Source organism: Marilutibacter maris (assembly GCF_006546735.2).
GTDB lineage: Bacteria > Pseudomonadota > Gammaproteobacteria > Xanthomonadales > Xanthomonadaceae > Marilutibacter > Marilutibacter maris.
The window spans coordinates 1-19961 of the sequence record NZ_VICD02000333.1 but is presented as its reverse complement, the minus strand read 5'-3'; the positions used below and the strand labels follow the sequence as shown (position 1 = coordinate 19961).

General features: G+C 69.3%; 17 protein-coding genes. 6 read left to right on the top strand and 11 right to left on the bottom strand.

Translation table 11 applies throughout. From position 1 onward, the window contains the following. Positions 1-399: C40 family peptidase (locus FKV24_RS18600; protein WP_141483454.1), on the top strand; the 399-nt coding region annotated here is incomplete at its 5' end. 208 nt (positions 400-607) lie between these two features. Next, on the top strand, positions 608-1267 hold the full coding sequence (locus FKV24_RS18595; RefSeq protein WP_407067522.1) for a C40 family peptidase: 660 nt from the start codon (positions 608-610) through the stop codon (positions 1265-1267). A gap of 86 nt (positions 1268-1353) precedes the next feature. On the opposite strand, the gene FKV24_RS18590 is transcribed toward FKV24_RS18595, so the two are convergent. From FKV24_RS18590 to FKV24_RS18580, 3 genes are read right to left on the bottom strand one after another with little or no spacing between them, the layout of a single operon-like run. After that, positions 1354-2085 (bottom strand): class I SAM-dependent methyltransferase, encoded by a 732-nt coding sequence (locus FKV24_RS18590; RefSeq protein ID WP_141483453.1) that lies wholly within the window; start codon positions 2083-2085, stop codon positions 1354-1356. Between the two features lie 47 nt (positions 2086-2132). Beyond that, entirely contained in the window at positions 2133-2645 is a 513-nt protein-coding gene (locus FKV24_RS18585) for an acyl-CoA thioesterase (protein WP_111268115.1), read from the bottom strand. Then, on the bottom strand, positions 2642-3277 hold the full coding sequence (locus FKV24_RS18580; RefSeq protein WP_141483452.1) for an NADPH-dependent FMN reductase: 636 nt from the start codon (positions 3275-3277) through the stop codon (positions 2642-2644). The genes FKV24_RS18585 and FKV24_RS18580 overlap by 4 nt, the downstream gene beginning before the upstream one ends. A gap of 136 nt (positions 3278-3413) precedes the next feature. Between FKV24_RS18580 and bla the strand changes: the two genes are divergently transcribed. After that, a complete protein-coding gene (gene bla, locus FKV24_RS18575; RefSeq protein WP_141483451.1) occupies positions 3414-4307 on the top strand; it encodes a subclass B3 metallo-beta-lactamase in 894 nt (297 codons plus the stop codon). Further along, the gene (locus FKV24_RS18570; protein ID WP_111266940.1) at positions 4307-4795 is read left to right on the top strand and encodes an NUDIX hydrolase; all 489 of its coding nucleotides are present in this window, start codon (positions 4307-4309) and stop codon (positions 4793-4795) included. Before bla ends, FKV24_RS18570 begins: the two co-directional genes overlap by 1 nt. Before the next feature lie 81 nt (positions 4796-4876). Here the strand turns inward: FKV24_RS18570 and FKV24_RS18565 are convergent, their stop codons facing one another. From FKV24_RS18565 to FKV24_RS18535, 7 genes are all read right to left on the bottom strand, one after another. Continuing rightward, positions 4877-5140 carry a DksA/TraR family C4-type zinc finger protein gene (locus FKV24_RS18565; protein ID WP_141483450.1) on the bottom strand — a complete coding sequence of 88 codons (264 nt, stop codon included), beginning with the start codon at positions 5138-5140 and terminating at the stop codon, positions 4877-4879. 71 nt (positions 5141-5211) lie between these two features. Beyond that, a complete protein-coding gene (locus tag FKV24_RS18560; RefSeq protein WP_141483449.1) occupies positions 5212-6543 on the bottom strand; it encodes a dicarboxylate/amino acid:cation symporter in 1332 nt (443 codons plus the stop codon). A 174-nt stretch (positions 6544-6717) separates the two neighbouring features. Next, entirely contained in the window at positions 6718-9219 is a 2502-nt protein-coding gene (locus FKV24_RS18555; RefSeq protein ID WP_141483448.1) for a S9 family peptidase, read from the bottom strand. After that, a complete protein-coding gene (locus tag FKV24_RS18550) occupies positions 9216-10148 on the bottom strand; it encodes a LysR substrate-binding domain-containing protein (protein WP_170288376.1) in 933 nt (310 codons plus the stop codon). Before FKV24_RS18550 ends, FKV24_RS18555 begins: the two co-directional genes overlap by 4 nt. 42 nt (positions 10149-10190) lie before the next feature. Further along, entirely contained in the window at positions 10191-12080 is a 1890-nt protein-coding gene (locus tag FKV24_RS18545) for a CocE/NonD family hydrolase (RefSeq protein WP_141483446.1), read from the bottom strand. A gap of 11 nt (positions 12081-12091) precedes the next feature. After that, on the bottom strand, positions 12092-13543 hold the full coding sequence (locus FKV24_RS18540; RefSeq protein WP_170288375.1) for a YfcC family protein: 1452 nt from the start codon (positions 13541-13543) through the stop codon (positions 12092-12094). A gap of 133 nt (positions 13544-13676) precedes the next feature. After that, the gene (locus FKV24_RS18535; RefSeq protein WP_170288374.1) at positions 13677-16337 is read right to left on the bottom strand and encodes a TonB-dependent receptor domain-containing protein; all 2661 of its coding nucleotides are present in this window, start codon (positions 16335-16337) and stop codon (positions 13677-13679) included. A gap of 727 nt (positions 16338-17064) precedes the next feature. Here FKV24_RS18535 and FKV24_RS18530 point away from each other — a divergent pair. After that, positions 17065-18774: an alkaline phosphatase gene (locus tag FKV24_RS18530; protein WP_141483443.1), complete on the top strand. Its 1710-nt coding sequence runs from the start codon at positions 17065-17067 to the stop codon at positions 18772-18774. Between the two features lie 70 nt (positions 18775-18844). Here the strand turns inward: FKV24_RS18530 and FKV24_RS18525 are convergent, their stop codons facing one another. Next, on the bottom strand, positions 18845-19267 hold the full coding sequence (locus FKV24_RS18525; RefSeq protein WP_141483442.1) for a CopD family protein: 423 nt from the start codon (positions 19265-19267) through the stop codon (positions 18845-18847). Positions 19268-19339: 72 nt separating this feature from the next. Between FKV24_RS18525 and FKV24_RS18520 the strand changes: the two genes are divergently transcribed. After that, positions 19340-19961: class I SAM-dependent DNA methyltransferase (locus FKV24_RS18520; RefSeq protein WP_141483441.1), on the top strand; the 622-nt coding region annotated here is incomplete at its 3' end.

The following is a 19961-nucleotide window of genomic DNA, read 5'->3' as shown; positions in this document are numbered from 1 at the left end:
GTGGTGACGCCTGAGGACCCGGCCGCGGCCAACGCGGTACTGATGCGGGCGATCAGCCTGGTCGGCACCCCGTACCGCTACGGCGGCAACACCCCCGACGGCGGCTTCGACTGCAGCGGCCTGGTCAACTATGTCTATCGCGACATGCTCGATCTGCGCCTGCCGCGCACCTCCAGCCAGCTGGCCGCCTACCAGGGCCCGAAGATCAGCCCGTCGCGGCTGGCCGCGGCCGACCTGGTGTTCTTCGGCAGCCGCGGCCGGGTCAGCCACGTCGGCATCTATGTCGGCGAGGGCCGTTTCGTGCATGCGCCAAGCACCGGCGGCACGGTGCGCCTGGACCATCTGGACGGCGCCTACTGGCGCGATCACTACACCGGTGCCCGCCGCGTTCTGGAATGACCGCCCCCCGGTCAACGGCGCCGGAAAACGGGACGCAGACCACACCCGCAGATCAAAACGTGACAATCAGCGCGTTATTTAACTATTTTTTTACAAATTATGAACTTCTGTGTCCCAATTCACGGGCAATATCGCTCCGATTCAATTCAGTGATCGCCGCGTGAATTTCGACGTTTCCGGACCCGACCCCGACTCCGCCCGTCCCGGTCTGACCCTCAACCGCCCCACGCGGCTCCCGCTCCGCCTCGCTCTGACCGCCCTGCTGGCGGCCGCGTCGTTGCCGACGCTGGCCCAGCAGTTGCCGACCTCGTCGCTGGCCGGGGACTCGGCCGACCTGCCCTCGGCGGTGACCCGGCCGATGCTGCCCGAGGCGATGGGCGCCTCCGATCGCGGCCTGCTGCTGGCCACCGACATCAACCGCCTGCTCGCCGCCTCCGCGCCGACCCGCGACGAGGCCGAGAACGGTCAACCGGTCGAGGACAAGGACGGCCGCGTCCGCAACCTGCTGCAGAAGGCGCTGGCCCTGCTCGGCACGCCCTATCGCTGGGGCGGCACCAGCCCCGACAAGGGCTTCGACTGCAGCGGCCTGGTCGGCTACGTGTTCCGCAACGCGCTGGGCATCGAGCTGCCGCGGGTGTCACGCGACATGGCCCGCAACGGCCAGGTCGTCGAGGACCGCGAGCAGATCACCGCCGGCGACCTGGTGTTCTTCGGCCGCCGCGGCCGCGTCGACCACGTCGGCATCTATCTCGGCGAGGGCCGCTTCGTGCACGCCCCCAGCCGCGGCAAGACGGTCAGCGTCGCCCGCCTCGACAGCGGTTACTGGAGCCGCAAGTTCATGCAGGCCCGGCGCGTCGAAGGCATCTGAACGACCACCTCCAGAGCTGATGCAAAGGCCGCCTGCGAGCGGCCTTTTCGCATTCCGCCGCCGCAACTGGAATCGCGGCACGGGCGTCAGCGCTTGCGGGCCGAGACCAGCAGCAGCATCGGCCGCTCCATTTCCTCCGCCAATGCCGGCTCGCGCTCGATCTGCCCGGGCGTGGGCGCGAACTCCTCGACCCGACTCACCTCCAGGCCTGCACCGATCAGGGTATTGAGGGTCGTGGCCAGGGTCCGGTGATGTTTCAAGACACCGCTGGCGAACCAGTCGGTGCAGCGCTCGCCTTCGCGCGCATAGCCGTCCACCGGCCAGCTCCTGCGACCGTCCTCGTCCACGATCCAACCCGGCCGCGCGGACGCCATGAAGATCGGGTGTTCGATGCTGAAGACCAGGTCGCCGCCCGGGACCAGCGCCGCCTGGAGCATGCCGACCAGGCGCCCGAAGTCGCGCACGTAATGAAAGGCCAGCGCGCTGTAGACCAGATCGAATGCCGCGGCGGGCAGGGACAGGGTCTCCAGGTCGGCCCGGCGATACTCGATGCCCCGATCGTCGGTGTCGGCCCGCGCTCGAGCGAGCATGTTCCGCGAGAGGTCGACCGCCAGTACCGACGCCGCCCCGTGCCCCCGCATCCAGCGCGAGGCCCAACCGAATCCACAGCCCAGGTCGGCGACGCGCTTGCCGGCCAGTGCCGGCAGCATCGCACGGATCGCCGGCCACTCCGGCGCGCCCTCCAGGCCATGCACCTGCCGGGGCAGGCCACTGTAGCCGTCGAAGAAGTCGGGGTCGTCGTAGATGTTCTGCGACATGGGGTCTCCACGGATGGGGGCGGGGCGGCGCGGCGGGCGGCGCCCGCTCAGCCCGCCTGCCGCGCGGCGCCGCGATAGCGCTCGACGGTCTGCTCGATGCCCTTGCTCAGCTCCATCACCTTCATCGCGTACTCGGCCAGGCGCTTGTCCTCCTCGCTGGCGGGCACCCAGCTCGGCACCGGGGTCGGCTGTCCCTCGACCCCGTCGAGGGCGACGAACACGATCACGCAATGCGTGCACAGGCGCGAGCGACCGGCCTCCTCGGCATTGACCCCGGGATCGCGCGCCATCACGTCGACCGCGAAATGCATGCTGGTGGTGCCGGTATGCACCAGTTGGGTCCGCACCGTGACCAGGTCGCTGATCCGGATCGGCGAGACGAAGCGGATGCCGCCGACCGCGACCGTCACGCTGTAGCGTCCGCTCCATCCGACCGCGGCGGCGTAGCCGGCCTGGTCGATCCACTTCATCACCACCCCGCCATGAACCTTGCCGCCATAGTTGACGTCGGTCGGTTCGGCCAGGAAGCGCAGGGTCAGTTCGCGTTGTTCACCACTCATCGTGTGCTCCGTTCGGGCGGCGGTGCCGGAACTGCGCTCGCAAGTGCCGCCGGCATCGCCGTGGGTGTCATTGCCGCCGCAGCCGCGCCGACGCCATGCACTCCCTCGCGCATCCGCTCATCGGCGAGCAGACCGGTTTCCGGGAGTCGCTCGGCGGCCAGGCCGACTGCGATCTGCTGCGGCACCACCACCAGGCCCAGCTTGGCCAGGGCATCGCGCAGCACCAGCAGCGAGCGCAGGCCGCCCAATGGGCCCGGCGACGCCGAGACGATGCCGGCGACCTTGCCGCGGAACAGCGTGGTGCCCGACGGTCCGGCCTCGGTCGGCCGCGAGATCCAGTCGAGGGTGTTCTTGACCAGGGCCGGCATCGAACCGTTGTACTCGGGCGTGCTGATCAGCAGGCCATCGTGCTCGGACATCAGGTCCTGCAGCCGATGCACCGGCTCGGGCATGCCGGCGGCCTCGATGTCGCCGTCGTAGACCGGCAGCGGATAGTCGCGCAGGTCGATCAGGCTGACCTCGGCACCGGCAGCGCGCGCACCCTCGGCCAGCACCGGAATCAGCCGACGGTTGAAGGACTCTCTTCGCAGGCTGCCGGCGAAGGCGAGCAGACGGGGCGATTCGACGGCCATGGCACGGACTCGTTTGGGCGCAGCGACGAGTATGCACATCGGCCGCGTCGGATGGGAGCGCGGCCGCGAATCCGGCGGTGGTCCTGACGCGCGCGATCGCCGACACTGTCCAGCCCGTCCACCGGAACGACCTCCGATGCCCCCACGCCATGCCCTGTTGCCGGCCGTCGCCGCCGCGCTCGTCCTGTCCGCCACCGCCGCGCATGCCGAAGAAGCCTCGACCGCGCCGCTGCCGCAGCTGGAGGCCTACACCGTGCGCGAGAGCTGGCGACAGCCGATCGAGCCGTTCCGGATCGCCGACCGCACCTGGTACATCGGCACCGCCGGGCTCAGCGCGCTGCTGGTCAGGACCGACGCCGGCGCGGTGCTGATCGACGGCGGCATGCCGCAGGCCGCCGACATGCTGCTGGCCAACATGGCCAGGCTCGGGGTCGCGCCCACCGAGGTGAAGTACATCCTGCACAGCCACGCCCACGCCGACCATGCCGGGCCACTGGCGGCGGTGCAACGCGCGACCGGAGCGACCCTGGTCAGCAACGCCGAGTCGGCGGTGCTGCTGGCGCGCGGCGGCAGCGACGACATCCACTACGGCGACGACCTGCTGTATCCGCCGGCGCAGGCCGGACGCATCGTGATGGACGGCGAGGCGGTCGAACTCGGCGGCGTGCGCTTCAGCGTGCATTTCACTCCCGCGCACACCCCCGGCTCGATGAGCTGGACCTGGACCGACCGCCGCGACGGCAGGCCGCTGCGGATCGCCTACGCCGACAGCGTCAGCGCGCCGGGCTACACCCTGCTCGACAACCCGCGCTACCCGCACATCGTCGACGACTATCGGCGCGGGTTCGCGGCGATGCGCGCCCTGCCCTGCGACCTGCTGATCACACCGCACCCCGACGGCAGCGGCTGGGCACCGCAGGATGCCGGCAACCGCCACCCCGCGCCGATGAGCTGCGCCGCCTACGCCGACCGCGCCGAGCGCGCCCTGGATGAGGCGATCGCCCGCGAGCAGCGGCCGGAGGGGCGGTGATGCCATACACCCCGATCGTCGCCACCCTCGGCTACGTGATGTCGCCGGACGGTCGCGAAGTGCTGATGGTCCACCGCAACGCGCGGCCCGAGGACCATCAGCTGGGCAAGTACAACGGGCTGGGCGGCAAGCTGGAGCCGGACGAGGACGTCGTCGCCGGCATGCGTCGCGAGATCCACGAGGAGGCCGGCATCGACTGCACCGAGCTGCAATTGCGCGGCACGATCAGCTGGCCCGGCTTCGGCAAGCACGGCGAGGACTGGCTGGGCTTCGTGTTCCGGATCAGCGCCTTCACCGGCACCCCGTTCGAGCGCAATCCGGAGGGCACCCTGGAGTGGGTCGCGCTCGAGCGCCTGCACGAACTGCCGATGTGGGAAGGCGACCGCAACTTCCTGCCGCTGGTGTTCGACGCCGACCCGCGGCCGTTCCACGGCGTGATGCCGTACCGCAACGGGCGCATGCAGTCCTGGCGCTACTCGCGGATCTGAGGCTCGCGGATCTGAGTTGTACCGTAGGAGCGGCGTGAGCCGCGATCCAAAGGGTCTGGAGGCAGCCCCATCGCGGCACGCCTAGCGCAGCTGACTGTCCTTGCTGCCGCGGCGGTTGATGCCGGCCGACTGTTCGGAGCGATCGGCGCTTTCCTGGCAGGCGATGCACAGGCGCACGCCTGGCACGGCACGCCGCCGCGCCTCGGGAATGGGCGCGTCGCATTCCTCGCAATGGCTCAGGCCCGGCCCGCTCGCCATCCGGCTGCGCGCGCGCTTGATCGCGTCCTCCACGGTCGCGTCGATCTGGTCCTGTACCGATGTATCGCTGGTCCAGCCGCCGGCCATCCGGTCCTCCCGGGTCCTGCTCTCACCCGACTATTCTCACCCGACCGATATGCGGGTGCGAGCGGAACATGTCAAGCGGCCGACCCGGCCCCGCTCTCGCCCGCACCGCGCCCGGCGGAGACCGCCTCGGGCGGCGCGTCGTCCCCATCGGCGGGCAGCCCGACGACATCGGCATCGAAGACCTCGCGGTCGAGCAGCCCGGTCTCCTTGGCGACCAGCACCGGCACCAGCATCTGTCCGGTCACGTTGGTCATCGTGCGCATCATGTCGAGCACGCGGTCGATCGCGACGACGAAGCCGATGCCCTCCAGCGGCAGTCCGGCCGCCGACAGCACCAGGGTCACCATCACGATCGCGGTGCCCGGCACCCCGGCGGTGCCGAAGCTGCCCAGCACCGAGGCGACCAGGATGGTGAAGTACTGGGTCGGCGCCAGTTCCAGACCGAAGTACTGGGCGACGAAGATCGCGGTCAGCGCGGGGTAGATCGCTCCGCAACCGTCCATCTTGATGCTCGCGCCCAGCGGCACCGCGAACGCGGCATAGTCGCGGTCGACACCGAGGTTGTGGGTGACCGAGCGGATCGCCGCCGGCATCGAGGCGAAGCTCGAGGAACTGACGAAGGCGACCTGCATGCCCGGCGCGGCGCCGCGGAAGAACTTCAGCGGGTTGAGCCCGTGCGCGGCGACCAGCCCGCCATAGACGAACACGATGTGCAGCGCGCAGGCCAGGTACAGCGCGAACACATAGGTGCCCAGCGGCAACAGCTTCTCGAACCCGTAGCTGCCGACCAGGCCGGCGATCAGGCCGAAGGTGCCGATCGGGGTGGTTTCCAGCACGAAGCGGGTCACCTGGATCATCACCTCGCTGGCCTCGCCGACCAGCCTGCGCACGCCGGCGACGCGGTCGCCGAGCTTGACTAGGGCGAAGCCGACCAGGCCCGCGAACACGATCACCTGCAGGATCCTGCCCTCGGCCAGCGCCTTGAACGGGTTGCCGGGAACCACGTCCAGCAGCACCTGGGCGACCGAGGGGATCTCGCGCACGCTGTAGTCGGCGGCGACGCTCAGGCCGCTCACGCCCTCGCCGGGCTCCAGCAGCCAGCCCACGCCCAGGCCGACGCAGACCGCCAGCGCGGCGGTGATCGCGAACCAGGCGAAGGTGCGCCCGCCCAGAGCGGCCACCGACTTCTGCCCGTGCAGCGAGGCGACCGCATTCATCACCGCGAACAGCACCAGCGGCACCGCGATCATCTTGATCAGGGTGACGTAGGCCTTGCCGAACGGGCCGAACCAGGTCTCGGCCGCCGGCCCCATCAACCAGCCGGCCAACGCGCCGAGCACGAAGCCGCCCAGCACCCGCTGCCAGAACGGAATACGGAACCAGGCGGAAAACAGGGCGGTCATCGTGGAGGGTCCGGATCGTGAGGGAGACGGCGGCGGGCGCGGCCACAAGCGACCTCGCCCGGACCGCACACGATAGGCCGGCGCGGACCGCGACGTGCGAACCCTTCGGCATGTGCAGGCAAGCAATCGTCATGAGCGCGGCGCGGGCCGTCCAGCCGGCGGACCGGCGCGGTGTCACTCGCCCCTCGACACGCCATCCCCGGCGTGGCCGCCGTCCGCGTCGCCGGCATGCCGCTGCAACCAGCGGTCCTGTTCCCACAGCGTGTGCAGCACCGACTCGCGGGCGAGGTATCGGTGATTCTCGTTGGGCAGGATCACCAGCCTTGCCGGCGCGCCCAGTGCCTGCAGGGCGGCGAAATAACGCTCGCTCTGCATCGCGCTGGTGCTGGCATTGGCGTCGGCGCCGCCGTGGATCAGCAGCAGCGGGGTCTTCATCCGGTCGGCTGACATGAACGGCGACATCGCGGTATACACCTGCGGCGCCTGCCAGTAGCTGCGCTGCTCGCGCTGGAAGCCGAAGGGAGTCAGGGTCCGGTTGTAGGCCCCGCTGCGGGCGATGCCGGCGGCGAAGTAGTCGGAATGGGTCAGCAGATTGGCCACCATGAAGGCGCCATAGGAATGCCCCATCGCCACCACCCGCTGGCGATCGACGATGCCCTGGCGGTCGAGCGCGTCGATCGCCGCGCGGGCATTGCCAAGCAGTTGTTCCAGATAGGTGTCGTTGGGCTCGACGCCCGCCTCGCCGACGATCGGGAACGAGGCCTTGTCCAGCACCGCGAATCCGCGCAGCGCCCAGTACGCCGGCGACATGTAGTCCGGCGCCACGAAACGCCGCGGATTGACCGCGACCTGGGAGGCGCTGCCGGCATCCCGGTATTCGACCGGGTAGGCCCACAGGATCAGCGGCAGGCGTGCCGATTGCCCGGGATCGAAACCCGCGGGCAGATGGAGGGTGCCGCTCAGGGCGATGCCGTCGTCGCGCGCATAGGTCAGCAGCGACCGCTTGACCGCGTTCATTGCCGCGTAGGGGTTGGCCGGCTCGGTCAGCCTGCGCAAACGTGTGCGGTCCTCCAGATCGCGGACGAAGTGCGCCGGCGGCCGCGTCGGCGACTCGATGCTGACCAGCAGCCGCGAGCGGTCGCCCCCGGCAAAACCGATGAGGCTTTCGGCCTCCTCTTCCAGCGTGGACTGGTAGAGCCGTTCGCGGACCCCGCTGGTCAGATCGATGCGATCGAGGAAGGGGTGCTGACCGTCCGGGCCGAAGCCCTCGCCGATCCGGTAGGCGCGGCCATGATCCAGGATCAACTGCGGCTCGCCGGCGCCATTGAGTTCGGTCTGGTAGAGGCCCGGATCGGCGTAACGGTCCTGCATGTCGCGGTCGTCCAGCAGCCGCGGCGCGCGCGCCGGTTCCCCGGGAGCGAACAGATAGCTGCGGGTGTTGCGGGTCTCCCACCAGGCGTCGATCGCGATCGCGTGGCGGTCGTCGCCCCACAGGGTCTCGATGTGCCGGTTCACCGTCTTTAGCAACAGCCGCGGCGAGTCCGCGAACGGGGCCGCCCACGCGAACAGCGCATCGCGATGGGCAACCTGGACGGCCGGATCGCCGTCGTCCAGCGCCTCGGTCCAGACCAGCTCCGCGGGGCGGTCCGCACGCCAGCCGATCTGACGCTTGCCGACGGTCGCCGCCATGCGTCCGCGCGGCAGATCGTCGCCGGGCGGCAGGTCGGCGACCGTCATCACCGGTTCGCCATCCGGATCCAGCAACTGCGTGCGAGCCGCGAAGCGATCGACCGGCACCCGTCGCGAATATGGCTTGCGCAGCGATTCGACCAGCAGATAGCGGCCGTCCGGCGAGAACGCGGTGCGGCGATAGGGCGACGGACCCGCCCAGGGGCGCGGCTCGCCGCGCAGCGGCACCCGGTACAGCCGCGAAGTCGCCAGCGCGTCGAAGTTGGCGTCGTCGACCGCCGTGCGCAGCAGGTTCTGATAGGTCCGCGCGGGTGCGAGATTGCCGTCGGATACCGAGATCAGCGGCGCCGCGGGAACCTGCAGGCGCGGATCGGACAACTCGACCGTCGCTGCGGGACGCATCCTGACCAGCAGTGCCGCGCCGTCCCTGAACCAGGTCAGCGGGTTGCCGAGCACGCCGTTGGCGTTCGCCCCGGTCAGCCGCCGCGCCTGCCCGGTGTCCAGCGCCAGCACCCAGACCTCCAGCCCGCTGCCGGTGGCATGGGTGAACGCCAGCCGGGTCTCGTCGGGCGACCAGGTGAAGAACGACAGCCGTGGATGCGCCGGCAGGCCCGATACCGGGCGCGCCCGGTCCTCATCGAGCCGGCGCAATTCGATCCCGCTGAAGGTTTCCAGCCGGGTGCGTGCGTTGAGACTGTCCAGACTCGAACGGGTCACGCCATCGCCGACGTCGATGTCCAGCCCGGCCAGGCGCATCTGCGGACGCGACAAGGCCTGCAGGCTTGGCAACGCCTCCCTTCGCAGCATCACCAGCACGCGGCCCCTGCTGTCGCTCAGCACGTCCGGCAACGGCGGCGCCTCGGCCAACGCACGGATCGGTTCCGGCGGTAGGCGGTAGCCGTCGCGGTCGGGATCGGCATCCACCGCAACGCTCACGCCCGGCACCGCCAGGGCGGCCAACAGCGTCAGCAGACGGACGCGCCTCATCGGGCAGCGGGCCGGCGCGGGGCGGTCCGGAGCATGCCGCGCAGCGTGCTCTGGCAATGCCGGTAGAACGCCTCGGTGAGCGGCGTCCCCGGCACCTGGGCCGAGGTCAGGAACACGTACTCGTGCGGAATCAGCGGGGTGAAGCGCCGCACGCTGACGTCCATCCATGAAGCGTTGCGCGACAGCAGCTCGTTGACGATCGCGATTCCGACGCCTTCCGCCGCCAGTGCGCACGCGGCGCCGACATTGCGCGTCTCCATCCGCACCTTCGCGACCCGGCCGACTTCGCGGAAGGCCTGGTCGATCCGCTGACGGGTGTCGCCGCCCTGCTGGCCGATCAGGATCAGCGCTTCGTCCGCGAGGTCGCTCGCGGTAAGCGCCCGCTTGCGGCGCGCCAGCGGATGCGCGCTGGGCAATACGCATACGGTCGGGCTGCTGATCAACGGACGCATGCGGATTTCCGGATGATCGAGCGGCAGCTTGCCGAATCCGCAGTCGGCGGTGCGGGTGGCGACCAGATTCATCGTCGCCGGACGCGTGCGCGAATCGATGTTGACCCGGATCCTCGGATGCTGCTTCAGGAAACCGGCGACCAGCTTGACCAGCGGCCCCTCGGCGAAGCTCGGCGGGGCGACGATCCGCAGATGGCCGGCATTGCTGTCGTGGATGTCGCGGGCCAGCGCGGCGACCCGGTCCAGTCCCTGCAATGCGAGATCGACCTCCTCGAACAGCATCAAGGCCTGCGCGGTCGGCAGCAACCGGCCCTTGCTGCGATGGAACAGCGCGAATCCGAGCTGCTCCTCCAACTGTCCCAGCAACCGGCTCACCGCCGGCTGGCTGAGCCCCAGGCTCTGCGCCGCCGCCGTCGCCGAACCGCGCTGGATGATCTCGCGGAAGGCTTCCAGGGATCTGATGCTGTCCAGCTTCATCGGCGGTCCTCGATGGTCGGCCATTGTCCGCTGCCGAGAGCGTCAATCCCGCGAACGGGGCGCCGTTCTCACCGGCAGTATGAGCCTGGAGCGGTGCGACCGATCAAGGTGCAGGGTATTGCGCGCGATCCTCGATGTCTTCCAGCCCACCAGTGCGCCTCCGGTATTCGGGTTGAGGTCGAAATGCGGATAGTTGCTGCTGGACACGTCCAGGCGGATACGGTGGCCGATGGCGAACAGGTTGGCGGTCGCGAAGGCCTCGACCGTGATCTCCACGACCTGCCCCGGCTCCAGCAGCGACGGCCGCTCCCAGGATTCGCGATAGCGGACCCGCAGGATGCCGTCGGTGAGGTTCATCGCGAAGCCCTCCGGGTTTCCATCGCCGGGCGGGTACTCGTCGATCAGCTTGATGGTGATGTCGGTGTCCGGACAGTCCGAGGACAGGTACAGGCAGGCGCGGATCGCGCCGATCACCTCGACCGGCCGGGTCAGGGGGGCGCTGCGGAAGCTGATCACGTCGGGGCGCTCGCCCAGGTCGCGGCCGCTGCCGTCGGCACCGAAGAACTGCGGGGCCTCGCGCTGGTCGTAGGCCCCGGGCAACATCACCGTGTCGGCCGAGGTCACGGTCCCGCCGAGGGTCGGTACCGGATGCGCGGGATCGTAGTCGAACCATCTCGATGCCCGCTCGTCGCGACTGGACCGCGGGTCGAGCCCGCCCGGCGCGTGCAGATACCAGGCCCGCTCCCGGGTGTCCGGCAACGGCCAGCGATCGGCATGCAGCCAGCGGCCGCCATGACGCAACCGCCCGCGCGCATCGCGATCGCCGGGCCCGCCGCCCATGACGAACACCGATACCCGGCCCCGGTCCAGCGGATTGGGCTTGCGGGCGTCGAACAGGTGGTCGTACCAGCGCCGCCGCAGTTCGAAATACGACATCCCGAAGGCGCGGTCGAAGCTCGCATCGGGACCGAAGTCGACGTCTCCGGCATGGGTCTGGGAACGGCGGCCGTGGGTCCACGGCCCCATGATCAGGTGCACCGGCGCGCGTTTGCGCCGCGACAGGCCCAGGTAGTTGTCGATCGCGGTGCGCACGTAGGGGTCGTACCAACTGGACATGTGCACCATCGGCACGTCGGCGTAGCCGTCGTAGTGGCGTTCGCCGCACAGTGCCCGCTGCTTCCAGTAGTCGCCGAAGTCGGCCCGTTCCCACTGGTCGAACAGGTACTCCTCGTACTCCGGCGCCGCGCTCACCGGGGAATCGCCGCGTCGCCACGGCATGCGCGCGAACCATGCGCGCATGTCCTGCGCCCGCAGCGCGCGCGCGCGGACCGGGTCGGCCGCGGTCGCCGGGCTGAGCAGAGCGTGCTTCAACGCCCAGGTGGCCTGCTTGAGCTCGAACGCGCCGCCCTGGCGGATGCCGCCCTGGTAGGCATTGGAGAACCCCCCGGAGTCGACGAACTGGGCGAACAACGCGGCCGGCGCGAACGAGCCCAGCGCGGTCTGCGCATGCGCGCAATAGGACAGTCCCTGGGTCAGCACCCAGCCGTTGCTCCAGTCCTGCTCGGCCAGCCAGGCGACGGTGTCGACACCGTCCTCGCCCTCGTTGAGGTACTTGGTGAACTCGCCGCCGGAGGCGTAACGGCCGCGACAGTCCTGCATCGCCATCGCATAACCGTGGCTGGCGAACCAGCGGGCGATCGCCGGCTTGGACATCGGCGCGTCGCTGGCGGCGGTCACGTCGGAACCGGCGGTCCCGCCCTTGTCGTAGGGCGTGCGCTCGAGGATGCACGGCCATCGCCGCGCTTCGCCGTCGGGCGCCCGCGGCAGATAGAGATCGGTCGCCAGCACGACGCCGTCGCGCATGCGGATCTCGACATCGCGCAACGCCACGACCGCGAACGGCCCGAATGCCAGCGCCGCGCTGTTCTCCATCCCGTCCACGATCAGGACGCCGCCTGCAACGCGGTAGCGACGAACAGGAAGCCGATCGCCAGCACCGCAAGGAACAGGGTCAGCGGCAGCACGAACCGCAACCAGCGTCCGTAGGGCGTCTTCGCCATCGCCAGCATGGCCAGCATCAGGCCCGAGGTCGGACTGACCATCGACATCAGACCGTTGCCCAGCAGGAAGGCCAGCACCACGGTGTTGCCGGTCAACCCGGACAACTGGCCGATCGGCCACAGGATCGGCAGGCTGATCGCCGCCTTGGCCGAGGTCGAGGAGATCAGCACGTCCAGCGCCGCCTCGATGTGCATGATCATCACCGCCGACATCCACGGCGAATGCCCGTCGATCGCCCGGGTCATGCCGTTGACCACGGTGTCCAGGATCATTCCGTGCTGGAGCACCATCTGGATCGCGCCGGCCAGGCCGATCAGGACGCCGGGCAGGACCATGCCCTTCATGCCGTCGATGAAGGCGTCGGCGGCCTCGCCGGCGGCGACACCGCCGACCGCCGCGATCAGCACCGCGACCGCGATGTAGAACGCACCCAGCTCGGTGTGGTGCCAGTCCCAGGCCTGTCCGGCATAGATCATCAGCCCGACCGACACCCCGATCACCAGCAGCACCGCGCGCTTGCGCCAGCTCATCGGCTGCGCGGTGTAGTCGAACTGCGCGCGGGTGAACCCGCTGCGGCGGATCCGGTACAGCAGATAGCCGATACCGACGCTGATGAAGACCACCAGTACCGCCAGGCGCATCGCGAAGCCGCTGAAGATCGGCTCGCCGACGATGCCCTGGGCGATCGGCAGCGCGACCGGATTGCTGACCGAGGCGACGTAGCCGATCTTGGCCGCGATCAACAGCATGGCCACCGCGTACAGACGGTCCAGCCTGAGCCGGTCGGCCATCGACAGCAGCACCGGCAGCACCACCAGGTACTCCGAGATCAGGCCCATGAACGAGCTGCCGGCGGCCAGCACCAGCATCAGCACCGGAGCCAGCAGATAGACATTGCCGCGGGTGTGGTGGACCAGGTGGTCGAGGCCGGCATCCAGCGCGCCGGTCCGCTTGAACACGCCGAACATGCCGCCGACGAACATCACCATGAAGATCAGTGGTGCACTGCGGGCCAGGCCCTTGGGAATCGCGTTCAGCACGGTGGTGATGCCGGCCGGGCTGGCGGTGCCCTCCACAGCCGGCGCGGTGCCCAGCACGTGAGCCCAATCCATTGCCTTGGGCACCGGCTGGTAGGAACCCGGCACGATCTGCGGGCCTTCACGCTGGAACGTGCCGGAGTCGAGCAGATAGGTCAGCAGTGCCGCGGCCAGCAGCACCGACAGCAGCATCAGCAACGGATGCACGTCGAAGGACTTGCGTCCCTTGGCGTCCCGCCCGGCCGCCTGCCCTTGAGCCGCCTGCGCTTCGCTCGTCTGTTCTCTGGATTCACTCATCGCTCGATCCCGCCGTGTTTCGCGTCCGCCATACCCGGGGCCATTGCCACCGATCGCTGGACAACCCCGGTCGGAACGGCTCCATCGCATCCACACGACCGCCCGACCGGGATTGCGCCCAACACCCGTCGCCTCAGAACAGGAACGATGCCTTCAGGTACACGAAACGGCCTCTGGGGTTGTAGGTGCTCATGTCGAAATTCAGGTCGCGACCGTTGACGTAGGAGCGCGGCGGGTCCTTGTCGAACAGGTTCTCCACGCCCAGGGTGAAGGTCGCGGTGCCGCTCAGGATCGTATAGCTGCCCCACAGGTCATGGGTCAGTTGGGCCGGGATGCGGCCGAAGGCCGGCTCGGGCCCCTCGTCGGTCGCACCGATGTAACGCATCGACCAGTTCGCCTTCCAGCCGTCGCGCGACCAGTCCAGGCTGGTGCCGGCCTTCCAGCGCGGGAAGCTCTCGCGCGCGACGTCGGACCGGCCGGCGCGGTGGGCGGTGCGGATCTCGCCGCTGGGCAGGGTGTCGAAACGGTCGAAAGTGTCCAGGTAGGAGGCGCTGAAGGTCATCCCGAAGCTGCCCCAACCGGGGTTCGGCAACAGGTAGCGCAGGGTGGTGTCCACGCCCTTTGCGCGGAGCGAGTTCAGATTGATCGGCCCGTCGGTCAGGTTGACGATCTCGCCGCTGGACGCGCGTCGGATCGAACCGCAGCGCTGGCCGGTGTTGGCGCACAGGTTGAGCAGATTCTGCGAACCGAAGCTGGAGATCGCCTCGTCGATGCGGATGTCGTAGCCGTCCACCGACCAGGACAGCCGCTCGGCGAACGACGGCGTGTAGACGAAGCCGATGCTGCGGTTCTCAGAGGTCTCCGGTTGCAGGTCGGGATTGCCGCCGACGGTGGACGGGATCGCGCCGCCGCTGAAGTTGGCCTGGTCGTAATCCGCCGGCACGCCGGCGCAGCCGGGCTTGCCGGCGCCGCCGCCATTGCAGGGATCGTTGGCCGGAAGGTTGGTCTGGCGCAGGCCCGCGAACAGCTCGTTGATCGAAGGCGCCCGAAAGCCCTCGGCCCAGGTGGCACGGACCATCAGGTCCTTCCACGGGCGCCACACCAGGCCCAGCTTGCTGTTGGTGGTGCTGCCGAAGGTGTTGTAGTCGGAATAGCGCGTCGCCGCGGACAGCTCCAGCAGATTCGCCAGCGGCCGTTCCTTCAACAGGGGCACATTGAGTTCCAGATAGGCCTCCTTCAGATCGTAGGAGCCCGAGGTCGGCAGGCGCGGCGCCGAGGTGGTGATGCGACTGTAGCTGATGAACTGCGGGGTCCGGCTGAAGTACGCGCTCGGACGGTCGTAGCCGGACTCCTTGCGGTATTCGATGCCGGCGGCGAAGGCCAAGGGGCCGGCCGGCATCTCGAACAGGTCGCCGGTGATGTTGGCGGTGAAGTCGTGCTGCCGGGTGCCGTTCCTGTCGGTGCCATTGGCGCGGATGTAGTCGGCCATTTCCGGGGTGACCTCGCCGAAGATGTCCAGCGGCACGCAGCCGTTCGCCTGGCAACGGTCGTTCGGCCCGATCGCCAACGCCAGCTTGTCCAGATCGATCTGGTTGAGCGAGTTCCAGGTCGCCCTGTTCCGCGCATAGGTATAGAACGCGTTCCAGGCCCAGCCGTTGGCGAGGCTGCCTTCGACGCCGATCGCGAACCGGGTGGTGCCCACCTCCTGGCGGTTGATCCGCGGACCGACCGCGTCGAGCTGGCGCACGATCTCGAAGTCGGTGCCGGCGCCGGCGAATTCCACGCCGAACGGATTGTAGGGATGGTCGGCGGGAATGCTCATGCCGTCGCCGCCGCGGATCCGTGGCGCCGACGGCGAGAACCGCTGACTCGATTCGCGATGGTTGTACAGGCCCTCGGCGACCAGGGTGGTGTAATCGCCCAGGTTGAGCCGCAGCTGCCCGTACACGCCCTGGCGGTCCAGGGGACCGAGCAGGGTCGTGTCCGGGGCCTCGTTGTGCACGTCCACATCAGGACTGTTGGGACGGAACCCGCCATTGCCATCGGGCACGAACGCATCGGTGCCGAAGGCGCCGGTATCGACGCCATTGCGGAACCGGCCCGCCGGCGTGTTGCGGCTGGGTCCCTGCAGACGCGCGAACGAGAAGTCGCGGGCGCCGGCCAGGACCTCCTCGTTCGAAGCGATCGTCGCCGACACCAGGGCCGAGCCCCACTCGCCCTGCGTCCCCCACAGGAAATCCTGGCTGTAGGTGAAGCCATCTCCGTGCGTGGTCTGGCCGGCATAGCTGCTGGCCTTGACGCCATCGAAGTCCCTGTAGGTGATCAGGTTGACCACGCCGGCGATCGCATCGGCGCCATACAAAGCGGTCGCGCCATCCAGCAGTACCTCCACCCGCTCGACGGCGACCAGCGGGATCGTGTTCAGGTCGACGAAATCGCGAAACCCGCGCGTTCCCGCACCGTTGACCCAACGTCGCCCATTGACCAGGACCAGGACACGGTTGGCACCGAGGTTGCGCAGGTTGACGGTACTGGAGCCATGACTGGTTCCACCCGAGCCGGTGGAGTTGAAGCTCGACCCCACCGAGGGCAGCTCCTGCAGAAGCTCGCCAACGGAAACCGCCGCCGTGGCTTCGATCTCGGCGCGTTCCATGGTGAACACGGGGCTGGCCGCGACCTCGTCCTTGCGACGGATGCGGGTGCCGACCACCACCATCTTCTCAAGCGACGTCACCTCCTCGCTTTCGCTGGGTGGCTCGACTTCCTGCGCCGACACCATCGGTGTCGCGGACATCAAAGCTGTCGCTATTGCGCAGCTGAGCGCGCCCTTGCGAATCGAATCGGTCGAACGATCACGAACTGCGGTTTTCATCGAGTCTTCCCCTGCATGGAATCTGGTCCGCTGCGCATCCGCATGCGGCGGCGACCCGAGTAGCTCATGCTCCCGCAATATCGCGCAATCCTATCCCGATCCCGCATGGCGCCATGCACGATCCGAATAGCATGTCTGCGCTCGGGTTCCGCTCGACGCGCCAATACTCGACTCGCGCGCATGCCGCGCGTATCGCTGCCGATCGTGGTTGGGCCGACCTGTCCGCCTCGATGCGTGATTCTTTCTCGGCTATTGCCGCACCAAACCAGGAGTTGTCGCTGGATCCGTCCGTTGCTCGCAACTTCTTATCTGCAACTTCATTGAAGCAGCGTGGATCCGGATGCACTGCCCCAACACCCTGTCGCGACCAACAGCGAGCGACCGTGCGCGAGGCGACCCGCGCAACGATCCTGACCGGCGACGTTCCCGCACCGGACGACCGGTGCTATGACGCTCCCGGACTGCGCGATGCCGACCGCCTCGCGCCTTCTTCCCCCCGATGCTCCGCGCATCCGTCGTCGGACCGCTTGCGCTAGGGGAAGCGACGGATCAGGCAAGGCCCGCGACCCGCATCGGCACGGCAACGCCTGCGCTGTCACCCGCACAGGGCATAATCGCCGGCTTGTCCGTCCCCAAGAACCGCCTGCCCATGTCCAGACTGCGTTCCGCTTCCGTCCTCCTGGTTCCCGCACTGCTGGTTCCCGCGCTGCTGACCGCCTGCGCGTCGATCGCACCGGCCGGTCGCACCGACGCAGGCGGGATCGCGGTCGACGTGCCGACGATCCAGCACCCGCAACAGGAGACGCCGCAGTGGTGGTATCGCGATGGCGCCGCGCAGGCGGCCGCGCGCGGGGCCATGGCCGGCAAGGCCCGCAACGTGATCCTGTTCGTCGGCGACGGCATGAGCCTGCCGACGGTCGCCGCCGCGCGCATCCTCGACGGCCAGCGCAAGGGCGGTCCCGGCGAGGAGAACCGGCTCAGCTGGGAGCGCTTCCCGGCCACCGCGCTGAGCAAGACCTACAACACCAACGCCCAGACACCGGACTCGGCCGGCACCATGTCGGCGATGGCGACCGGAGTGAAGACCCGCGCCGGCGTGCTCAGCATCGGCCAGTCGCCGCGCCGCGGCGACTGTGCCGGCGCGCTGCAGGCCCCGATCCTGAGCCTGTGGGAGCTGGCCGAGGCCGGCGGCATGGCGACCGGCGTGGTCACCACCGCGCGGGTCACCCACGCGACCCCCGGCGCGACCTTCAGCCATTCGGCCGATCGCAACTGGGAGCACGATGCGGCCATGCCCGAATCCGCCCTCGCCGCCGGCTGCGTGGACATCGCCCGCCAGATCGTCGAAACCCCGTACGGCGACGGCCCGGAAGTGCTGATGGGCGGTGGCCGCGCGATGTTCATGCGCGAGGATCAGGCCGACCCCGAATATCCGGACCAGCACGGCAAGCGCCGCGACAGCCGCGATCTGGTCGCCCAATGGCGGCAGCGCAAGCCCGGCGGCCGCTACGTCTGGAACGCCGCCCAGCTCGCGCAGGCGCCGCTCGACGCACCGTTGCTGGCGCTGTTCCAGCCCAGCCACATGCAGTTCGAGCACGACCGCGGCAGCGATGGCGCCGGCGAACCCAGCCTGGCCGAGATGACCCGCGCCGCGATCGCCCGCCTGCAGAACGCCGATGGCGGCTATGTGCTGCTGGTCGAGGGCGGGCGCATCGACCATGCCCATCACTACGGCAACGCCTACCGCGCGTTGACCGACGCGATCGCGCTGAGCGAGGCGGTCCAGACCGCGGCCACGATGACCTCGGCCGACGACACCCTGATCCTAGTCACCGCCGACCACGCGCACACGCTGACCTTCGTCGGCTACCCCGCGCGTGGCAACCCGATCCTCGGCAAGGTGGTCGGCACCCTCGGCGAGGACGCGCCGGAGGGCGGCCGCTTCGCCCGCGATGCCACCGGCCTGCCCTACACCACCCTCAGCTACGCCAACGGCCCGGGCTACGTCGGCGCCAGCGAACTGCAGGGCGAGGGGCCCAAGCGCTTCCAGCATTCGCCCGACCATATCCGTCCGGCCACCGGCGGACGTCCCGACCTGACCCACGTCGACACCCAGGACCCGAACTACATGCAGGAGGCGCTGGTGCCGTCGAAGGACGAATCCCACGGTGGCGACGACGTCGGCATCTGGGCGCGCGGTCCCGGCAGCGACGCGGTGCGCGGTTCGGTCGAGCAGAACGCGATCTTCCACTTCATGCTGCAGGCGACGCCGCGGCTGCGCGAGACGGTCTGCGCACGCGGCGGCTGCAACGCAGACGGCGTGCCGGTGGAACTGCCGGATCCGGCCGCGTTCCGCTGATCGGACGGCGCGCCCTGCCGTAGCCCCCGGCCTTGCCCGGGCTACGGCGCCGCGCCGGTGTCGCCGGGAATCAGAACGGCTTGGCCAGCACCAGCCAAACCACCACCGCCAGCAGCAACACCGGCAGCTCGTTGAACAGCCGCAGCGCGCGCGCCGACGGCAAGGCGCGACCGCCGTCGACACCCTTCAACCAGCGCCCGGCGACAATGAAATGCGCCAGGATCAGCGCGACCAGGGCCAACTTGGCATGCAACCAGCCGCCGGTGATCCCGAAGTGCAGCCACAGCACCAGTCCGAGCACGAAGGCCAGACCGAACATGATGTGACCGAAGCGGTACAGGCGTCGGCCCATCAGCACCAGCCGCGCGCGGACCTCGGCCGACTCGCCGGCCTCGGCGATGTTCACCAGGATCCGCGGCAGGTAGAACACCGACGCCATCCAGGCGATCACGAACACGAGGTGGGCGGTCTTGGTGATGAAATAGGCGGTCATGACTGGTGACTGAGGGCTGGTTGTCGATGCGGCGGCGGCCTAGGATGCCATGTCGCCGCCCCGCAGCACCGCATGAGCAAGCAATACGACCGCCAATACTTCGATCGCTGGTACCGCGATCCGGCCCTGAAGGACGCCGCGATCGGCGGCCGCGCCCGCCTCGCCCGCAAGATCGCGCTGGCCGTCGCCACCGCCGAGTACCACCTCGAACGGCCGCTGCGCACGGTGCTCGACATCGGCTGCGGCGAAGGCGCCTGGCGCGCCCCGCTGCTCAGGCTGCGGCCGAACGCGCAGTACCTGGGCTTCGACAGCAGCGAATACGCGATCGAACGCCACGGCCGCCGCCGCAACCTGCACCTGGCCCGGTTCGGCGACTTCCAGTACCTGCGCCCCTGCGCGCCGGTCGACCTGCTGGTCTGCAGCGACGTGATGCACTACCTGGACGTGCGCGAGCTCGACCGCGGCCTGCCCGGGCTGGCCGAACTGTGCGGCGGGATCGCCTTCCTGGAGACGTTCACCCGCGAGGACCGCATCGACGGCGATACCCACGATTTCAAGCAGCGGCCGGCAGGTTTCTATCGCCAACGCTTCGGCGCCGCCGGCTTCCTCGCGCTGGGCTCGCACCTGTGGCTGTCACCGGCGCTGGCGGACGCGAGCACCGCGCTGGAAGTGGCCGCACCGGCACCGCCCCGGC

Excerpts from the sequence above, each read along its gene's own strand:
- bla (WP_141483451.1), top strand. The coding sequence starts at position 3,414 with ATGCCCCCACGCCATGCCCTGTTGCCGGCCGTCGCCGCCGCGCTCGTC.
- FKV24_RS18530 (WP_141483443.1), top strand. The coding sequence starts at position 17,065 with ATGTCCAGACTGCGTTCCGCTTCCGTCCTCCTGGTTCCCGCACTGCTG.
- FKV24_RS18570 (WP_111266940.1), top strand. The coding sequence starts at position 4,307 with ATGCCATACACCCCGATCGTCGCCACCCTCGGCTACGTGATGTCGCCG.
- FKV24_RS18545 (WP_141483446.1), bottom strand. The coding sequence starts at position 12,080 with ATGGAGAACAGCGCGGCGCTGGCATTCGGGCCGTTCGCGGTCGTGGCG.
- FKV24_RS18565 (WP_141483450.1), bottom strand. The coding sequence starts at position 5,140 with ATGGCCGGCGGCTGGACCAGCGATACATCGGTACAGGACCAGATCGAC.
- FKV24_RS18525 (WP_141483442.1), bottom strand. The coding sequence starts at position 19,267 with ATGACCGCCTATTTCATCACCAAGACCGCCCACCTCGTGTTCGTGATC.
- FKV24_RS18560 (WP_141483449.1), bottom strand. The coding sequence starts at position 6,543 with ATGACCGCCCTGTTTTCCGCCTGGTTCCGTATTCCGTTCTGGCAGCGG.
- FKV24_RS18535 (WP_170288374.1), bottom strand. The coding sequence starts at position 16,337 with ATGTCCGCGACACCGATGGTGTCGGCGCAGGAAGTCGAGCCACCCAGC.
- FKV24_RS18585 (WP_111268115.1), bottom strand. The coding sequence starts at position 2,645 with ATGAGTGGTGAACAACGCGAACTGACCCTGCGCTTCCTGGCCGAACCG.
- FKV24_RS18590 (WP_141483453.1), bottom strand. The coding sequence starts at position 2,085 with ATGTCGCAGAACATCTACGACGACCCCGACTTCTTCGACGGCTACAGT.
- FKV24_RS18540 (WP_170288375.1), bottom strand. The coding sequence starts at position 13,543 with ATGAGTGAATCCAGAGAACAGACGAGCGAAGCGCAGGCGGCTCAAGGG.
- FKV24_RS18555 (WP_141483448.1), bottom strand. The coding sequence starts at position 9,219 with ATGAGGCGCGTCCGTCTGCTGACGCTGTTGGCCGCCCTGGCGGTGCCG.
- FKV24_RS18550 (WP_170288376.1), bottom strand. The coding sequence starts at position 10,148 with ATGAAGCTGGACAGCATCAGATCCCTGGAAGCCTTCCGCGAGATCATC.
- FKV24_RS18580 (WP_141483452.1), bottom strand. The coding sequence starts at position 3,277 with ATGGCCGTCGAATCGCCCCGTCTGCTCGCCTTCGCCGGCAGCCTGCGA.